General features: G+C 57.8%; 9 protein-coding genes. 6 read left to right on the top strand and 3 right to left on the bottom strand.

Features of this window, described 5'->3' with window-relative positions; all coding sequences use genetic code 11:
* The 6 genes from mukF (at position 1) to DW58_RS06980 (ending at position 9,925) form a co-directional block, all read left to right on the top strand.
* On the top strand, positions 1–1,323 hold the full coding sequence (mukF, locus tag DW58_RS07005) for a chromosome partition protein MukF (RefSeq protein WP_024548362.1): 1,323 nt from the start codon (positions 1–3) through the stop codon (positions 1,321–1,323).
* The gene (mukE, locus tag DW58_RS07000; RefSeq protein ID WP_071789235.1) at positions 1,304–2,014 is read left to right on the top strand and encodes a chromosome partition protein MukE; all 711 of its coding nucleotides are present in this window, start codon (positions 1,304–1,306) and stop codon (positions 2,012–2,014) included. Before mukF ends, mukE begins: the two co-directional genes overlap by 20 nt.
* Positions 2,007–6,461, top strand: a complete 4,455-nt coding sequence (mukB, locus tag DW58_RS06995; RefSeq protein ID WP_024548360.1) for a chromosome partition protein MukB — start codon at positions 2,007–2,009, stop codon at positions 6,459–6,461. Before mukE ends, mukB begins: the two co-directional genes overlap by 8 nt.
* Positions 6,462–6,663: 202 nt before the next feature.
* Positions 6,664–8,514 carry a L,D-transpeptidase gene (ldtD, locus tag DW58_RS06990; protein ID WP_024562549.1) on the top strand — a complete coding sequence of 617 codons (1,851 nt, stop codon included), beginning with the start codon at positions 6,664–6,666 and terminating at the stop codon, positions 8,512–8,514.
* A 178-nt stretch (positions 8,515–8,692) separates the two neighbouring features.
* Positions 8,693–9,241: a YcbK family protein gene (locus DW58_RS06985; protein WP_024548704.1), complete on the top strand. Its 549-nt coding sequence runs from the start codon at positions 8,693–8,695 to the stop codon at positions 9,239–9,241.
* A 36-nt stretch (positions 9,242–9,277) separates the two neighbouring features.
* Positions 9,278–9,925, top strand: coding sequence for an MBL fold metallo-hydrolase (locus DW58_RS06980; RefSeq protein WP_024548705.1), 648 nt, complete (start codon positions 9,278–9,280; stop codon positions 9,923–9,925).
* A 44-nt stretch (positions 9,926–9,969) separates the two neighbouring features.
* Here the strand turns inward: DW58_RS06980 and DW58_RS06975 are convergent, their stop codons facing one another.
* From DW58_RS06975 to asnS, 3 genes are all read right to left on the bottom strand, one after another.
* The gene (locus DW58_RS06975; protein ID WP_024548706.1) at positions 9,970–11,160 is read right to left on the bottom strand and encodes an amino acid aminotransferase; all 1,191 of its coding nucleotides are present in this window, start codon (positions 11,158–11,160) and stop codon (positions 9,970–9,972) included.
* A 174-nt stretch (positions 11,161–11,334) separates the two neighbouring features.
* The gene (gene ompF, locus DW58_RS06970; RefSeq protein WP_024548707.1) at positions 11,335–12,435 is read right to left on the bottom strand and encodes a porin OmpF; all 1,101 of its coding nucleotides are present in this window, start codon (positions 12,433–12,435) and stop codon (positions 11,335–11,337) included.
* Positions 12,436–13,002: 567 nt separating this feature from the next.
* The gene (gene asnS, locus DW58_RS06965) at positions 13,003–14,403 is read right to left on the bottom strand and encodes an asparagine--tRNA ligase (protein ID WP_024548708.1); all 1,401 of its coding nucleotides are present in this window, start codon (positions 14,401–14,403) and stop codon (positions 13,003–13,005) included.
* Positions 14,404–14,445: the final 42 nt, after the last annotated feature.

Raw genomic sequence — 14,445 nt, 5'->3', positions numbered from 1 at the left:
ATGAGTGATTTTTCCCAGACAGTCCCCGAACTGGTTGCCTGGGCCAGAAAGAATGATTTCTCCATCTCGTTGCCGGTCGACCGACTGGCGTTTCTGCTTGCTATCGCCACCCTCAACGGTGAGCGCATGGACGGCGAGATGAGTGAAGGCGAGCTGGTTGACGCGTTTCGTCACGTCAGCGACGGCTTTGAACAGACCAGCGAGACCATCGCGGTGCGCGCCAACAACGCCATTAACGACATGGTGCGTCAGCGTCTGATCAACCGTTTCACCAGCGAGCAGGCGGAAGGCAATGCCATTTACCGCCTGACGCCCCTCGGTATCGGCATTACCGACTACTACATCCGCCAGCGTGAATTCTCGACGCTGCGCCTGTCGATGCAGCTGTCAATTGTGGCAAGCGAACTTAAGCGCGCCGCGGACGCCGCCGACGAAGGCGGGGACGAATTCCACTGGCACCGCAACGTCTTCGCGCCGCTGAAATACTCGGTGGCTGAGATTTTTGACAGCATCGATCTCACCCAGCGCGTGATGGACGAACAGCAGCAGCAGGTGAAAGACGATATCGCCCAGCTGTTGAATAAAGACTGGCGTGCCGCTATCTCCAGCTGCGAAATGCTGCTCTCTGAAACCTCCGGTACGCTGCGTGAACTGCAGGATACGCTCGACGCGGCGGGGGATAAGCTGCAGGCAAACCTGTTACAGATTCAGGAAGCGACGCTTGGGCGCAGCGATCTCGATTTCGTCGACCGGCTGGTGTTTGACCTGCAAAGTAAGCTTGATCGCATCGTGAGCTGGGGTCAGCAGGCGATCGACCTGTGGATTGGCTATGACCGCCACGTACACAAGTTTATTCGTACCGCCATCGATATGGATAAAAACCGCGTCTTCGCTCAGCGTCTGCGGCAGTCGGTACAGACGTACTTCGACGCGCCCTGGACGTTAACCTACACCAGCGCCGAGCGTCTGCTCGATATGCGCGACGAAGAGATGGCGCTGCGCGACGATGAGGTCACCGGTGAACTGCCGCCGGATCTGGAATATGAAGAGTTCAACGAAATCCGTGAACAGCTGGCCTCGATGATCGAAGCCCAGCTGGCGATATTTAAAACGGAACAACGTCCGCTGGATCTCGGCATCGTGGTGCGTGACTATCTGGCGCAGCATCCGCGCGCGCGTCACTTCGACCTCGCGCGTATTGTCATCGACCAGGCCGTGCGCCTCGGGGTGGCAGAAGCAGATTTCTCAGGCCTGCCGGCTAAATGGCAGGCCATTAATGATTACGGAGCCAAGGTACAGGCGCATGTCATTGACAAATATTGAACAAGCGATGCCGGTAAAACTGGCACAGGCGCTGGCAAACCCGCTGTTTCCCGCACTGGATAGCCAGCTGCGCGCCGGGCGCCATATCGGCCTCGACGAGCTGGATAACCACGCGTATCTGATGGATTTCCAGGAGTATCTGGAAGAGTTCTATGCCCGCTATAACGTGGAGCTGATCCGCGCCCCGGAAGGGTTTTTCTATCTGCGTCCGCGCTCAACGACCCTGATCCCGCGCTCGGTGCTCTCCGAGCTGGATATGATGGTCGGTAAAATCCTCTGCTATCTCTACCTCAGCCCGGAACGCCTGGCGAACGAAGGCATCTTTACCCAGCAGGAGCTGTACGATGAGCTGCTGAGCCTGGCCGACGAAAGCAAGCTGCTGAAGCTGGTGAACAACCGCTCCACCGGTTCGGACCTCGACCGGCAGAAGCTGCAGGAAAAAGTACGCTCCTCCCTGACGCGCCTGCGCCGTCTGGGGATGATCTGGTTTATGGGCCACGACAGCAGCAAGTTTCGCATTACCGAGTCGGTGTTCCGCTTCGGTGCCGATGTGCGCGCCGGCGACGATGCGCGTGAAGCGCAGCTGCGCATGATTCGCGATGGCGAAGCGATGCCGGTAGAAAACCATCTGCAGCTCAATGATGAGAGCGATGACCAACAGGCGGAAAACGCGGAGGATGACAATGATTGAACGCGGTAAATTCCGTTCCCTGACGCTGGTCAACTGGAACGGCTTCTTTGCACGCACCTTCGACCTTGATGCGTTGGTGACCACGCTCTCCGGCGGTAACGGGGCAGGGAAGTCCACCACCATGGCGGCCTTCGTCACGGCGCTGATCCCGGATCTGACGCTGCTGCACTTCCGTAACACCACGGAAGCCGGTGCTACCAGCGGCTCACGCGATAAGGGCCTGCACGGTAAGCTGAAAGCGGGCGTATGCTACTCGGTGCTGGATGTGATCAACTCGCGCCATCAGCGCGTGGTGGTTGGGGTGCGCCTGCAGCAGGTCGCCGGTCGCGATCGCAAAGTGGACATCAAACCCTTCGCCATTCAGGGGCTGCCGACGGCCATTTTGCCGACCGAGCTGTTGACCGAGACGCTGAACGAGCGCCAGGCGCGCGTGCTGTCGCTGCAGGAGCTGAAAGACAAGCTCGACACCATGGAAGGCGTACAGTTTAAGCAATTCAACTCCATCACCGACTACCACTCGCTGATGTTCGATCTCGGCGTGGTGGCGCGTCGTCTGCGTACCGCCTCCGACCGTAGCAAATACTATCGCCTGATCGAGGCCTCGCTGTACGGCGGGATCTCCAGCGCCATTACCCGCTCGCTGCGCGACTATTTGCTGCCGGAAAACAGTGGCGTGCGCAAGGCGTTCCAGGACATGGAAGCGGCGCTGCGCGAAAACCGCATGACGCTGGAGGCGATTCGCGTCACCCAGTCTGACCGCGACCTGTTCAAGCATCTGATCTCCGAAGCCACCAACTATGTGGCCGCGGACTATATGCGCCATGCTAACGAGCGCCGTATCCACCTTGATAAAGCGCTGGAGTACCGTCGCGATCTGTTTACCAGCCGTCAGCAGCTGGCCGCCGAGCAGTTTAAGCATGTCGATATGGCGCGCGAACTGAGCGAGCACGCCGGTGCGGAAGGGGATCTGGAAGCCGATTATCAGGCGGCAAGCGATCACCTGAATCTGGTGCAAACCGCCCTGCGCCAGCAGGAAAAAATCGAACGCTATGAAGCGGATCTCGACGAGTTGCAGATCCGTCTCGAAGAGCAAAACGAGGTCGTTGCCGAAGCCTCCGAGCTGCAGCATGAGAACGAAGCCCGCGCGGAAGCCGCGGAGCTGGAAGTGGACGAGCTGAAAAACCAGCTGGCCGACTACCAGCAGGCGCTCGACGTGCAGCAGACCCGCGCGATTCAGTATCAGCAGGCGATTCAGGCGCTGGAACGCGCGCGTGAACTCTGCCACATCGCCGATCTGACCGCAGACAGCGCCGAAGGCTGGCTCGACACCTTCCAGGCGAAAGAGCAGGAAGCGACGGAACGACTGCTGTCGCTTGAGCAAAAAATGAGCGTCGCCCAGACTGCGCACAGCCAGTTTGAACAGGCGTATCAGCTGGTGGCCGCGATTAACGGGCCGGTGAGCCGCAGCGAAGCCTGGAGCGTCGCCCGGGAACTGCTGCGCGATGCCAGCAACCAGCGCCATCAGGCCGACCAGGTCGCCTCGCTGCGCGGTCGTCTGAACGAGCTTGAACAGCGCTTGCGCGAGCAGCAGGAAGCAGAACGCCTGCTCTCCGAATTCTGTAAGCGTCAGGGCAAACAGATCGATCCTGAGATGCTGGAAGCGCTGCAGCAGGAGTACGAAGAGCGTATCGCCTCGCTCTCTGACAGCGTGGCGAAGGCCGGCGAGCAGCGCGTGGCGCTGCGTCAGGAGCTGGAGCAGGTACAGGCCACGATTAAAACCCTGACCCAGCGCGCGCCGGTATGGCTGGCGGCGCAGAGCAGCCTGTCACAGCTTAGCGAACAGAGCGGGGAAACCTTCGAATCCTCTCAGGACGTCACCGAATACCTGCAGCAGCTGCTGGAGCGCGAGCGCGAAGCCATCGTTGAGCGAGACGAAGTCGGGACGCTCAAACGCGCCGTCGATGAAGAGATCGAGCGCTTAAGCCAGCCGGGCGGCTCGGAAGATCAGCGTCTCAACGCGCTGGCCGAACGTTTTGGCGGCGTGCTGCTCTCTGAAATTTACGACGACGTCAGCTTCGAAGACGCCCCGTACTTCTCCGCCCTCTACGGTCCGTCGCGTCATGCGATCGTGGTGCCGGATCTGTCGCGGGTGCGCGATCTGCTCGACGGTCTGGACGAATGCCCGGAAGATCTCTATCTCATCGAAGGGGATCCGCAGTCGTTCGATGACAGCGTGTTTGCCGCCGAAGAGCTAGAAAAAGCCGTAGTGGTGAAAGTGGCCGACCGCCAGTGGCGCTACTCCCGTTTCCCGGCGGTACCGCTGTTTGGCCGTGCGGCGCGTGAAAGCCGCATCGAAAGCCTGCACAGCGAACGTGAAGCACTCTCGGAACGCTTTGCCACGCTCGCCTTTGACGTTCAGAAAACCCAGCGTCTGCATCAGGCGTTCAGCCGCTTTATCGGCAGCCATCTGGCCGTCGCCTTTGATGCGGATCCGGAAGCGGAAATCCGTACCCTGTCGGCCCGCCGCGGGGAGATTGAACGCGCCATCAGCAACCACGAAAATGATAATCAGCAGCAGCGTACCCAGTACGATCAGGCGAAAGAAGCGGTCGCACAGCTTAACCGCCTGCTGCCGCGTCTCAATCTGCTGACCGACGACACCCTGGCCGACCGCGTTGACGAAATCCAGGAGCGACTGGACGAGGCGCAGGAAGCCGCGCGCTTTATCCAGCAGCATGGCAACCAGCTGGCGAAGCTGGAGCCGATGGTGTCGGTACTGCAAAGCGACCCTGAGCAGTATGAGCAGCTGAAAGCCGACTACGAGCAGGCGCGTGTGACCCAGCGCGAAGCGCGCCAGCAGTCCTTCGCGCTGAGCGAAGTGGTACAGCGCCGCGCGCACTTCAGCTATACCGACTCGGCGGAGATGCTCAATGGCAACAGCGACCTTAACGAGAAGCTACGCCAGCGTCTGGAGCAGGCCGAAACCGAACGCGCCCGCGCCCGTGATGCGCTGCGTACCCATGCGGCACAGCTTGGGCAGTACAACCAGGTGCTGGCATCGCTGAAAAGCTCCTTCGATACCAAGAAAGAGCTGCTCAACGATCTGCATAAAGAGCTGCAGGATATCGGCGTGCGCGCCGACAGCGGGGCGGAAGAGCGTGCCCGTCAGCGTCGCGACGAGCTGCACACCCAGCTCTCCGGCAACCGCAGCCGCCGCAATCAGCTGGAAAAACAGCTGACCTACTGCGAAGCGGAGATGGATAACCTGACCCGTAAGCTTAAACGCCTGGAGCGCGATTACCACGAGATGCGCGAGCAGGTGGTAACGGCGAAAGCGGGATGGTGCGCGGTAATGCGCATGGTGAAAGACAACGGCGTCGAGCGCCGTCTGCATCGCCGTGAACTGGCCTATCTCTCCGGCGACGAGCTGCGCTCGATGTCGGATAAGGCGCTGGGGGCGCTGCGCCTGGCGGTGGCGGACAACGAACACCTGCGCGATGTGCTGCGCCTGTCTGAAGATCCGAAACGGCCGGAGCGTAAGATTCAGTTCTTCGTCGCGGTCTATCAGCATCTGCGCGAGCGTATTCGTCAGGACATCATTCGTACCGACGATCCGGTCGAAGCCATCGAGCAGATGGAGATCGAGCTGGGCCGTCTCACCGAAGAGCTGACCTCCCGCGAGCAGAAGCTGGCGATAAGCTCCCGCAGCGTGGCGAACATCATTCGCAAAACCATTCAGCGCGAGCAGAACCGTATCCGCATGCTGAACCAGGGCCTGCAGAGCGTCTCCTTCGGCCAGGTCAACAGCGTGCGCCTCAACGTGAACGTGCGTGAAAGCCATGCCACGCTGCTCGACGTGCTCTCCGAGCAGCATGAGCAGCATCAGGATCTGTTCAACAGCAACCGCCTGACCTTCTCCGAGGCGCTGGCGAAGCTGTATCAGCGCCTGAATCCGCAGGTGGATATGGGGCAGCGTACGCCGCAGACCATCGGTGAGGAGCTGCTCGACTACCGCAACTATCTGGAAATGGAAGTGGAAGTTAACCGTGGCTCCGACGGCTGGCTGCGTGCGGAGAGCGGCGCGCTCTCCACCGGTGAGGCGATCGGTACCGGGATGTCTATCCTGGTAATGGTGGTTCAGAGCTGGGAAGACGAGTCCCGTCGCCTGCGCGGCAAGGATATCTCACCGTGCCGTCTGCTGTTCCTTGATGAAGCAGCGCGTCTGGATGCCCGTTCTATCGCCACGCTGTTCGAGCTGTGCGAACGTCTGGATATGCAGCTCATCATCGCGGCGCCGGAAAACATCAGTCCGGAGAAAGGCACCACCTACAAACTGGTGCGTAAAGTGTTCCAGAACACCGAGCATGTGCACGTGGTCGGCCTGCGCGGTTTTGCCACCCCGCAGCCTCAGCCACAGGCGTTGCCCGGCGAGGCGGAAGTCTCCTGACCGACACCAGTGACAACAAGCGCGGCATGGCCGCGCTTTTTTTTGCCTGCTCTCCAGATTCCCTGACGGCAGGCCGATAACCTTCACCGTGCTGCTTGAACTTTCTTTACACAAGGTAAAGCAAAGGGCGTGCAGAATTTATATACTGGAGAAGCGTTCCGCGTTAAACGGACACCATACTATGAAGAACAGGGGGCAAGGGATGTTGCTTAAGAATTTACAGGGTCGCCAACTGCTGGCCGTCAGCATGTGCCTGGCGCTTGGTGTTGCTCCGCTGTTTACCGTACAGGCCGACGAGCCTGAAGCTGTGCCGATGGACAGCTCTGCGCAAAGCGTTGAGCAGCCCGCCGTGCTGGTGCAGCCGCTGGCGTCCTCGACGGCCATGGTGGCGCTCTCCGGCGCCGAACCGGTGCAGAACAGCGACGCCGCTCAGCATCGCGGCGACCTGACCGCACTTCTGCCTGCGGGCTACACGCCGGTCTATATGAACGCGCTGGTGGCGCTGTACGGCGAACGAGAGCTGAAGCCGATGTGGGAGAGCCGCGAAGCGGTGCAGGCGTTCCAGCAGCAGCTGGCGGAAGTGGCGATCGCTGGCTTCCAGCCGCAGTTTACCCGCTGGGTTGAGTTACTGACCGATCCGGCCGTCAGCGGCATGTCGCGCGACGTGGTGCTCTCGGACGCCATGCTCGGCTATCTGCACTACGTCTCCGGCCTTGCCACCAAAGGCACCACCTGGCTCTACAGCAGCAAACCCTACAAGCTGGTGACGCCGCCGCTCTCGGTCATCAACCAGTGGCAGGTCGCCCTTGATAACGGCAGTCTCGCTGCGTTCGTGACATCGCTGGCCCCTGCGCACCCGCAGTATGAGGCGATGCACGCCTCGCTGCTCCAGCTGGTGGCGGATAATCGCCCGTGGCCTGAGCTGAAAGAGAGCGCGAAGCTGCGTCCCGGCCAGTACAGCAACGATATTGGCGCGCTGCGCGAGGTGTTGCAGCGTACCGGCATGATGGAGAGTACGCCGGACATCGTGTTGCCTGATGCCACCGTCTCTCGCGCCCGCGACGAGGTGGTGAGCCCATCGGCAGCCATCGTTACCCCACGCGACACGCCGCGCGCCGCGCCTAAAGCGAAAACTGCGGCCACCCGTGGCATCTATGACCGCGAGCTGGTGGCCGCCGTGAAGCGCTTCCAGAAGTGGCAGGGGCTGACGGCAGACGGCGTCATCGGCACCTCAACCCGGGAGTGGCTGAACGTCACTCCGGCGCAGCGCGCCGCGCTGCTGGCGCTGAATATTCAGCGTCTGCGTCTGCTGCCCGGCAAGGTTAACACCGGCATTATGGTAAACATCCCGGAATACTCGCTGGTCTACTATCTCAACGGCAGCCAGGCGCTGGCTTCCCGCGTTATCGTTGGTCGCCCGGACCGCAAAACGCCGCTGATGAGCAGCGCGCTGAATAACGTGGTGGTCAATCCGCCGTGGAACGTGCCGCCGACCCTTGCGCGTAAGGATATTCTGCCTAAAGTGTGGAACGACCCCGGCTATCTGGAGCGCCACGGCTATACCGTGCTGCGTGGCTGGAACAGCGCCGAAACGATCGATCCGTGGAGAGTGGACTGGGCCACGATTACCGCTTCCAACCTGCCGTTCCGCTTCCAGCAGGCACCCGGCGCGCACAACTCGCTGGGACGCTATAAATTCAACATGCCGAGTTCAGATGCCATCTATCTGCACGACACGCCAAACCACACGCTGTTCCAGAAGGACGAGCGGGCGCTCAGTTCGGGCTGTGTCAGGGTGAATAAGGCGTCGGAGCTGGCGAATATGCTGCTGCAGGACGCAGGCTGGAACGACACGCGGATTTCCGATGCGCTCAAGGAAGGGAATACCCGCTATGTGAATATTCCGCAGAATATCCCGGTGAACCTCTACTACCTGACGGCGTTCGTGGGTGAGGATGGGCGTACGCAATATCGTACCGATATTTACAATTATGATCTGACCGCACGCAGCGGGGCACAAATCCTCGAAAAAGCGGAAAAGCTGATCCGGTAAATACAACATTTCTAATGTATTAGCGGAAAACGCGTGATGACAGCACAGGCTCGATCAATCGATCGGGCCTGTTTGTTTTGTGAGCGCCGTGCCTTGACTCACCGGAGAGGGGCAGTTAATGTGCCTGGGTCGCGCCAGACGCGCATCTTGTTTTCACTTACCAGTAGACCTGAATATTATGGACCAATTTAATGCTACTCGCCGCAAACTGCTGGCGTTAGGCGGTGCTGCTCTGGGCGCGTCTATGCTCCCCGGCACGGCATTCGCCACTCTCTCAACGCCGCGCCCACGTATTTTGACGCTCAGCAATCTGAATACCGGTGAATCCATTAAAGCCCAGTTTTTTGATGGCAAAGGCTATATTCAGGAAGAGTTAGCAAAGCTTAATCATTTTTTCAGGGATTATCGTTCTAATAAAATTAAAACGATTGATACGTCACTTTTCGATCAGCTGTATCGCCTGCAAGGCCTGTTAGGCACCCGAAAACCCGTCCAGTTGATTTCCGGTTATCGCTCCGTTGATACCAATAAAGAGCTGCGTGCGCACAGCCGCGGTGTGGCCAAAAACAGCTACCACACCAAAGGCCAGGCGATGGACTTTCATATCGAAGGCATCTCTTTAAGCAATGTTCGCAAAGCGGCGTTATCTATGCGCGCCGGTGGTGTAGGATACTATCCCAGCAGCAACTTTGTGCATATTGATACCGGGCCTGTTCGGCACTGGTAAGTACGGTATCCTGCTCAGGCAGGCTAAAGGAGTGGCATGAATTACCATCTTATTCCCGTCACGGCGTTCGCCCAGAACTGCTCGTTGATTTGGTGTGAAGAAACCCTTCAGGCGGCGCTTGTGGATCCCGGCGGTGATGCGGCACGCATTAAGCAGGAGGTTGCCAGTAAAGCGGTAACGGTTACGCAGATCCTGCTGACCCACGGGCACCTCGATCACGTTGGTGCGGCCGCGGAGCTGGCGCAGCATTATGGCGTGCCGGTGATTGGCCCGCAGAAAGAAGACGAGTTCTGGTTGCAGGGTCTGCCAGAGCAGAGCCGGATGTTCGGCCTCGCCGAATGCCAGCCTCTGACGCCGGATCGCTGGCTGGAAGAGGGCGACCAGGTGGAGCTTGGCAACATCAGGCTACAGATCCTGCACTGTCCGGGCCATACGCCGGGCCATATCGTGTTCTTCGATGAGGCATCGCGGCTGCTGGTGTCGGGTGACGTGGTGTTTAAAGGCGGCGTGGGGCGCAGCGACTTCCCGCGTGGCGACCACGGTCAGCTGATTGACAGCATCAAGCGCAAGCTGTTGCCGCTTGGCGACGACGTTACCTTCATCCCCGGTCACGGCCCGATGTCTACCCTGGGCTACGAGCGGCTGCATAATCCGTTCTTGCAGGATGAACAACCCGTCTGGTAATAAAAAAGGGCCGCTCAGAGCGGCCCTTGTTGTATCTGCACCTGTTACAGCACAGCGACAATCGCTTCGCACAGCGGTGACATATTATCCGGCGTCATACCCGCCACGTTAACACGGCCTGAGGCGACCGCGTAAACGCCAAACTCTTCGCGCAAACGCAGCACCTGCTCTTTCGTCAGGCCGCTGAAAGAGAACATGCCGTTCTGACGAATAATAAAGCTGAAGTCGCGGTTAGCGCCTTTCTCTGCCAGCGTGTTAACGAACAGCTGACGCATACGCTGAATGCGCTGACGCATGTCATTCAGCTCCTGCTCCCAGATTGCGCGCAGGGCGTCATTGCTGAGGATAGTCGCGACCACCGCCGCACCGTGGGCCGGTGGGTTGGAGTAGTTGGCGCGAATGCAGGATTTCATCTGGCTGAAGGCGCGATCGGCGGCGTCGGCGTCGGCGGCGACCAGGGTGCAGGCCCCAACGCGCTCGTTGTAGAGACCGAAGTTTTTCGAGTATGAACTGGCGACAATCAGCTCCTGATGCAGCGCGGCGAAGGCACGCAGGCCTTCTGCATCCTCTTCCAGACCGCGGGCAAAGCCCTGATAGGCGAAGTCGAACAGCGGCAGCCAGCCTTTCTCAACCGACAGCTTCGCCAGCTGTTCCCACTGGTCGAGCGTTGGATCGATACCGGTCGGGTTGTGGCAGCAGCCGTGGAACAGAACAACATCGCCCGCCTGGGCGTCGTTCAGGCTCTTCACCAGCCCATCAAAGTCCAGCGCGTGGTTTTCGGCGTCGTAGTATGCATACTCGCGCACTTCCAGACCGGCGGAATTGAACACGCCTTTGTGGTTCGGCCAGCTTGGGTTAGAGACCCAGACGCGCTTCACATCGGTGTTTTTAGCAAGGAAATCTGCTGCAACGCGCAGGGCACCGGTACCGCCTGGGGTTTGTGCGGTGCGGGCACGCTTCGCCTCAATCAGCGCGCTGCCTTTGCCAAACAGCAGCTCCTGGGTGCAGCGTCCAAATTCAGGGATACCGTCGATGCCGAGGTAGTTTTTGGTGGTTTCATTTTCCAGCAAATATTGTTCTGCTTTTTTTACGCTGGTGAGCACCGGCGTTTTACCGGTTTCATCTTTATAAACCCCAATACCCAGGTTGATTTTGGTCGGGCGATCGTCGGCACGAAACAGATCGGCCAGACCCAGGATAGGATCGGCCGGCGCGGCAGTTATGTTCTCAAACATGACGAGGTTCCATTGTGATTGCAGAAGGGAATTCCGCTATCAGGTTAACGGGTGTAACAACAAATGCCAACCGTTTGCCACGAAAAGAGCGGGATTCATCATCATTCAAATTTCAGGCGTAAAAAAACAGGGCCGAAGCCCTGTTTCTTAGTATCAACTATCGAGGGATAGTGATTAGAACTGGTAGGTCAGACCTACAGCAGCCTGGTCGTCAGTACCGATACCGTAGGAATCGCTGTAATCGTTAGTGTCGAGCAGGTTGAAGCGGTAATCGAAGAACACGTTCATGTTCTTGTTGAAGTAGTAAGTCACGCCAGCCTGGATGTATTTAGCCAGGTCTGCGCTGCTGTCAGCGCCATTCAGGCTCTTGCCTTTGCTCTGAACATAAGAGATTGCCGGGCGCAGACCGAAATCGAACTGGTACTGAGCAGCAACTTCGAAGTTCTGAGTTTTGTTAGCCATCTCAGTAGTATCAGTCGCTGAGTTATCAACGATAGTCATGTTGCGGGTTTCAGAGTATACGGTTGCCAGGTAGATATTGTTGGCATCGTATTTAGCACCTACAGCCCATACTTCTGCACGCGGACCATTGCCATCACGACGTTCCTGATCATCAGTACGATCGGAGTTACTGTACGCAGCGGTAACACCGAAGCCTTCAGCGAAATCGTATGCCATGGTGTAACCTACGCCATCGCCGTTCTGAGCATTGATGCTGTGTTTAGACTCGTTTTTACCCTGGTACTGAATACCAAATGACAGACCATCAACCAGACCAAAGAAGTCGGTGTTGCGGTAAGTCAGCAGGCCACCGGCACGGCTGGTCATGAAGTTATCAGTGTAAGCGCCACCCCAGGTTTCACCTGAGAAGTACGGGGCCATATCGGTGTAAGCTTCTACGTCGTAAACCACGCCATAGTTACGGCCGTAATCGATGGAACCCGCGTCAGCAACTTTCAGACCCGCGAATGCGAGACGAGTTACATTAGAGTCCTGCTGTTCGCCTTCTGCACGATCAGCCTTGGTACGGTATTCCCACTGACCGAAACCAGTCAGGTCGCTGTTGATCTGAGTTTCGCCTTTAAAACCGATCTGAGCGTAAGTGGCATCACCATTGGAGGTGTTATCGCCAGAAGTTGTCCATACGTGACGGCCAACAGCTTTACCGTACAGGTCCAGTTTGTTGCCGTCTTTGTTATAGATTTCAGCAGCGTTTACGGAACCTGCAGCCAGCAGTGCAGGGATAACCACTGCCAGAATATTGCGCTTCATCATTATTTATTACCCTCATTGGTTTTTATGAACACCTGCCACTGCCGCCAATGAATTCCGTCAATAAAAGTTTACGGAACTATTGATGAAAGTTTGGTGTCTTTCTGTGTCTGAGAGGCATCTTTCCATTCAAAACTCTGTTCCGCTACCATGAAAGTGCTACAAATGTCTAAAACAGGTAACCAAAAGCAATAATGTGTAACATTGTGTGAATTTTAGGGAACTTTGTGAACCACCTCAAATTTCGCTACTCCGCTGCGTATAAATCGCTCGAACCATTCTTATATATATGAATTGCTTATGATTAATTTCGCTAACCCCTTTTCTTATGCTCCAGTGGGTCACCGGTCGGGTTTTCTTATATTGTAAATTTCGCGCCAGCACGCATCAGTGAAAGTTAGTCAAAATGTGCTAAGTCAACACCGACGCGCAACACGCAACAGGAACCAGTCTGAAAGCAGGTGACAGGAGAATTATCAGAAGGAAAGGGCCAGAAAGGCGTCAGGATTTTTTGACGGGCAGGTGAGCCCGTTAAATAAAAAAGGCCAGCGCTATGCTGGCCTTTTGCTATCAGAAGCTCGCGTTGCGCGGCGTTCTCGGGAACGGAATCACGTCACGTACGTTTTGTACGCCGGTGACGTAAGCGATAAGGCGTTCAAAGCCAAGACCAAAGCCGGCGTGTGGTACGGTGCCGTAACGGCGCAGATCGCGATACCACCAATAGTCTTCTTTATTGAGGCCCATCTCGGCCATACGCGCATCCAGCACGTCCAGACGCTCTTCACGCTGGGAGCCGCCGATGATCTCGCCGATACCCGGTGCCAGCACGTCCATCGCCGCCACGGTTTTGCCGTCATCGTTAAGGCGCATATAGAACGCCTTAATGTCTTTAGGATAGTTTTTGACCACCACCGGCGCTTTGAAGTGTTTCTCGGCCAGGTAGCGCTCGTGCTCGGAAGAGAGATCGACGCCCCAGTAGACCGGGTTTTCAAACTTCTCACCGCATTTCTCAAGGATGGCCACCGCATCGGTGTAATCCACCTGGGCGAAATCGGCGGAGATAAAGCGCTCCAGACGCTCAATCGCCTCTTTGTCCACGCGCTGGGCGAAGAACTGCATATCGTCCATACGCTCTTCCAGCACCGCTTTGAACACGTATTTGAGCATCGCTTCTGCCAGGCCCGCGGCGTCGTTCAGATCGGCAAACGCCACCTCCGGTTCCAGCATCCAGAATTCCGCCAGGTGGCGGCTGGTGTTGGAGTTTTCCGCGCGGAAGGTCGGACCGAAGGTGTAGACCTTCGACAGCGCGCAGGCGTAGGTTTCGCCGTTAAGCTGGCCGGAAACCGTCAGGAAGGCTTCTTTGCCGAAGAAATCCTGATCGTAATCCACTTTGCCCTGGTCGTTACGCGGCAGGTTTTCCATGTCGAGCGTGGAGACGCGGAACATCTCGCCGGCGCCTTCGGTATCGGAAGCAGTGATCAGCGGAGTGGAGACCCAGAAGTAACCCTGCTCGTGGAAGAAGCGATGCAGCGCCTGAGCCAGCGTGTGACGCACGCGGGCGACGGCACCGATCATGTTGGTGCGCGGACGCAGGTGAGCCACCTCACGCAGGTACTCGATGCTGTGGCGCTTGGCCGCCATCGGGTAGGTGTCCGGATCTTCCACCCAGCCCGCCACCTCGACAGAGGTAGCCTGCAGTTCAAAGCTCTGGCCTTCGCCCGGCGACTCCACCACTTTACCGGTGACGATGACCGAGCAGCCGGTGGTCAGACGCAGAATTTCATCATTGTAATTAGGCAGAGAATTATTGATGACAGCCTGTACAGGATCAAAGCAGGAACCGTCATAGACGGCGAGGAAGGAGATGCCAGCTTTTGAATCTCGGCGAGTACGTACCCATCCGCGCACGGTGACTTCACTGTCAACGGCTACGCGGCCCTGGAGTACGTCGGCTACAGGCACAACGCTCATAATTTTCTCTCTGTGTAATGGTGAAATATAGATTCGTTTTCC

Origin of the sequence: Siccibacter turicensis LMG 23730, from assembly GCF_000463155.2 — a bacterium.
GTDB classification, from domain to species: Bacteria; Pseudomonadota; Gammaproteobacteria; order Enterobacterales; family Enterobacteriaceae; genus Siccibacter; species Siccibacter turicensis.
Note: the sequence above shows the minus strand (reverse complement) of the source record. Positions and strands in the feature narration are given on the sequence as shown.

Coding starts and splice junctions, on each gene's coding strand:
- mukF (WP_024548362.1), top strand. CDS start 1: ATGAGTGATTTTTCCCAGACAGTCCCCGAACTGGTTGCCTGGGCCAGA.
- mukE (WP_071789235.1), top strand. CDS start 1,304: ATGTCATTGACAAATATTGAACAAGCGATGCCGGTAAAACTGGCACAG.
- mukB (WP_024548360.1), top strand. CDS start 2,007: ATGATTGAACGCGGTAAATTCCGTTCCCTGACGCTGGTCAACTGGAAC.
- ldtD (WP_024562549.1), top strand. CDS start 6,664: ATGTTGCTTAAGAATTTACAGGGTCGCCAACTGCTGGCCGTCAGCATG.
- DW58_RS06985 (WP_024548704.1), top strand. CDS start 8,693: ATGGACCAATTTAATGCTACTCGCCGCAAACTGCTGGCGTTAGGCGGT.
- DW58_RS06980 (WP_024548705.1), top strand. CDS start 9,278: ATGAATTACCATCTTATTCCCGTCACGGCGTTCGCCCAGAACTGCTCG.
- DW58_RS06975 (WP_024548706.1), bottom strand. CDS start 11,160: ATGTTTGAGAACATAACTGCCGCGCCGGCCGATCCTATCCTGGGTCTG.
- ompF (WP_024548707.1), bottom strand. CDS start 12,435: ATGATGAAGCGCAATATTCTGGCAGTGGTTATCCCTGCACTGCTGGCT.
- asnS (WP_024548708.1), bottom strand. CDS start 14,403: ATGAGCGTTGTGCCTGTAGCCGACGTACTCCAGGGCCGCGTAGCCGTT.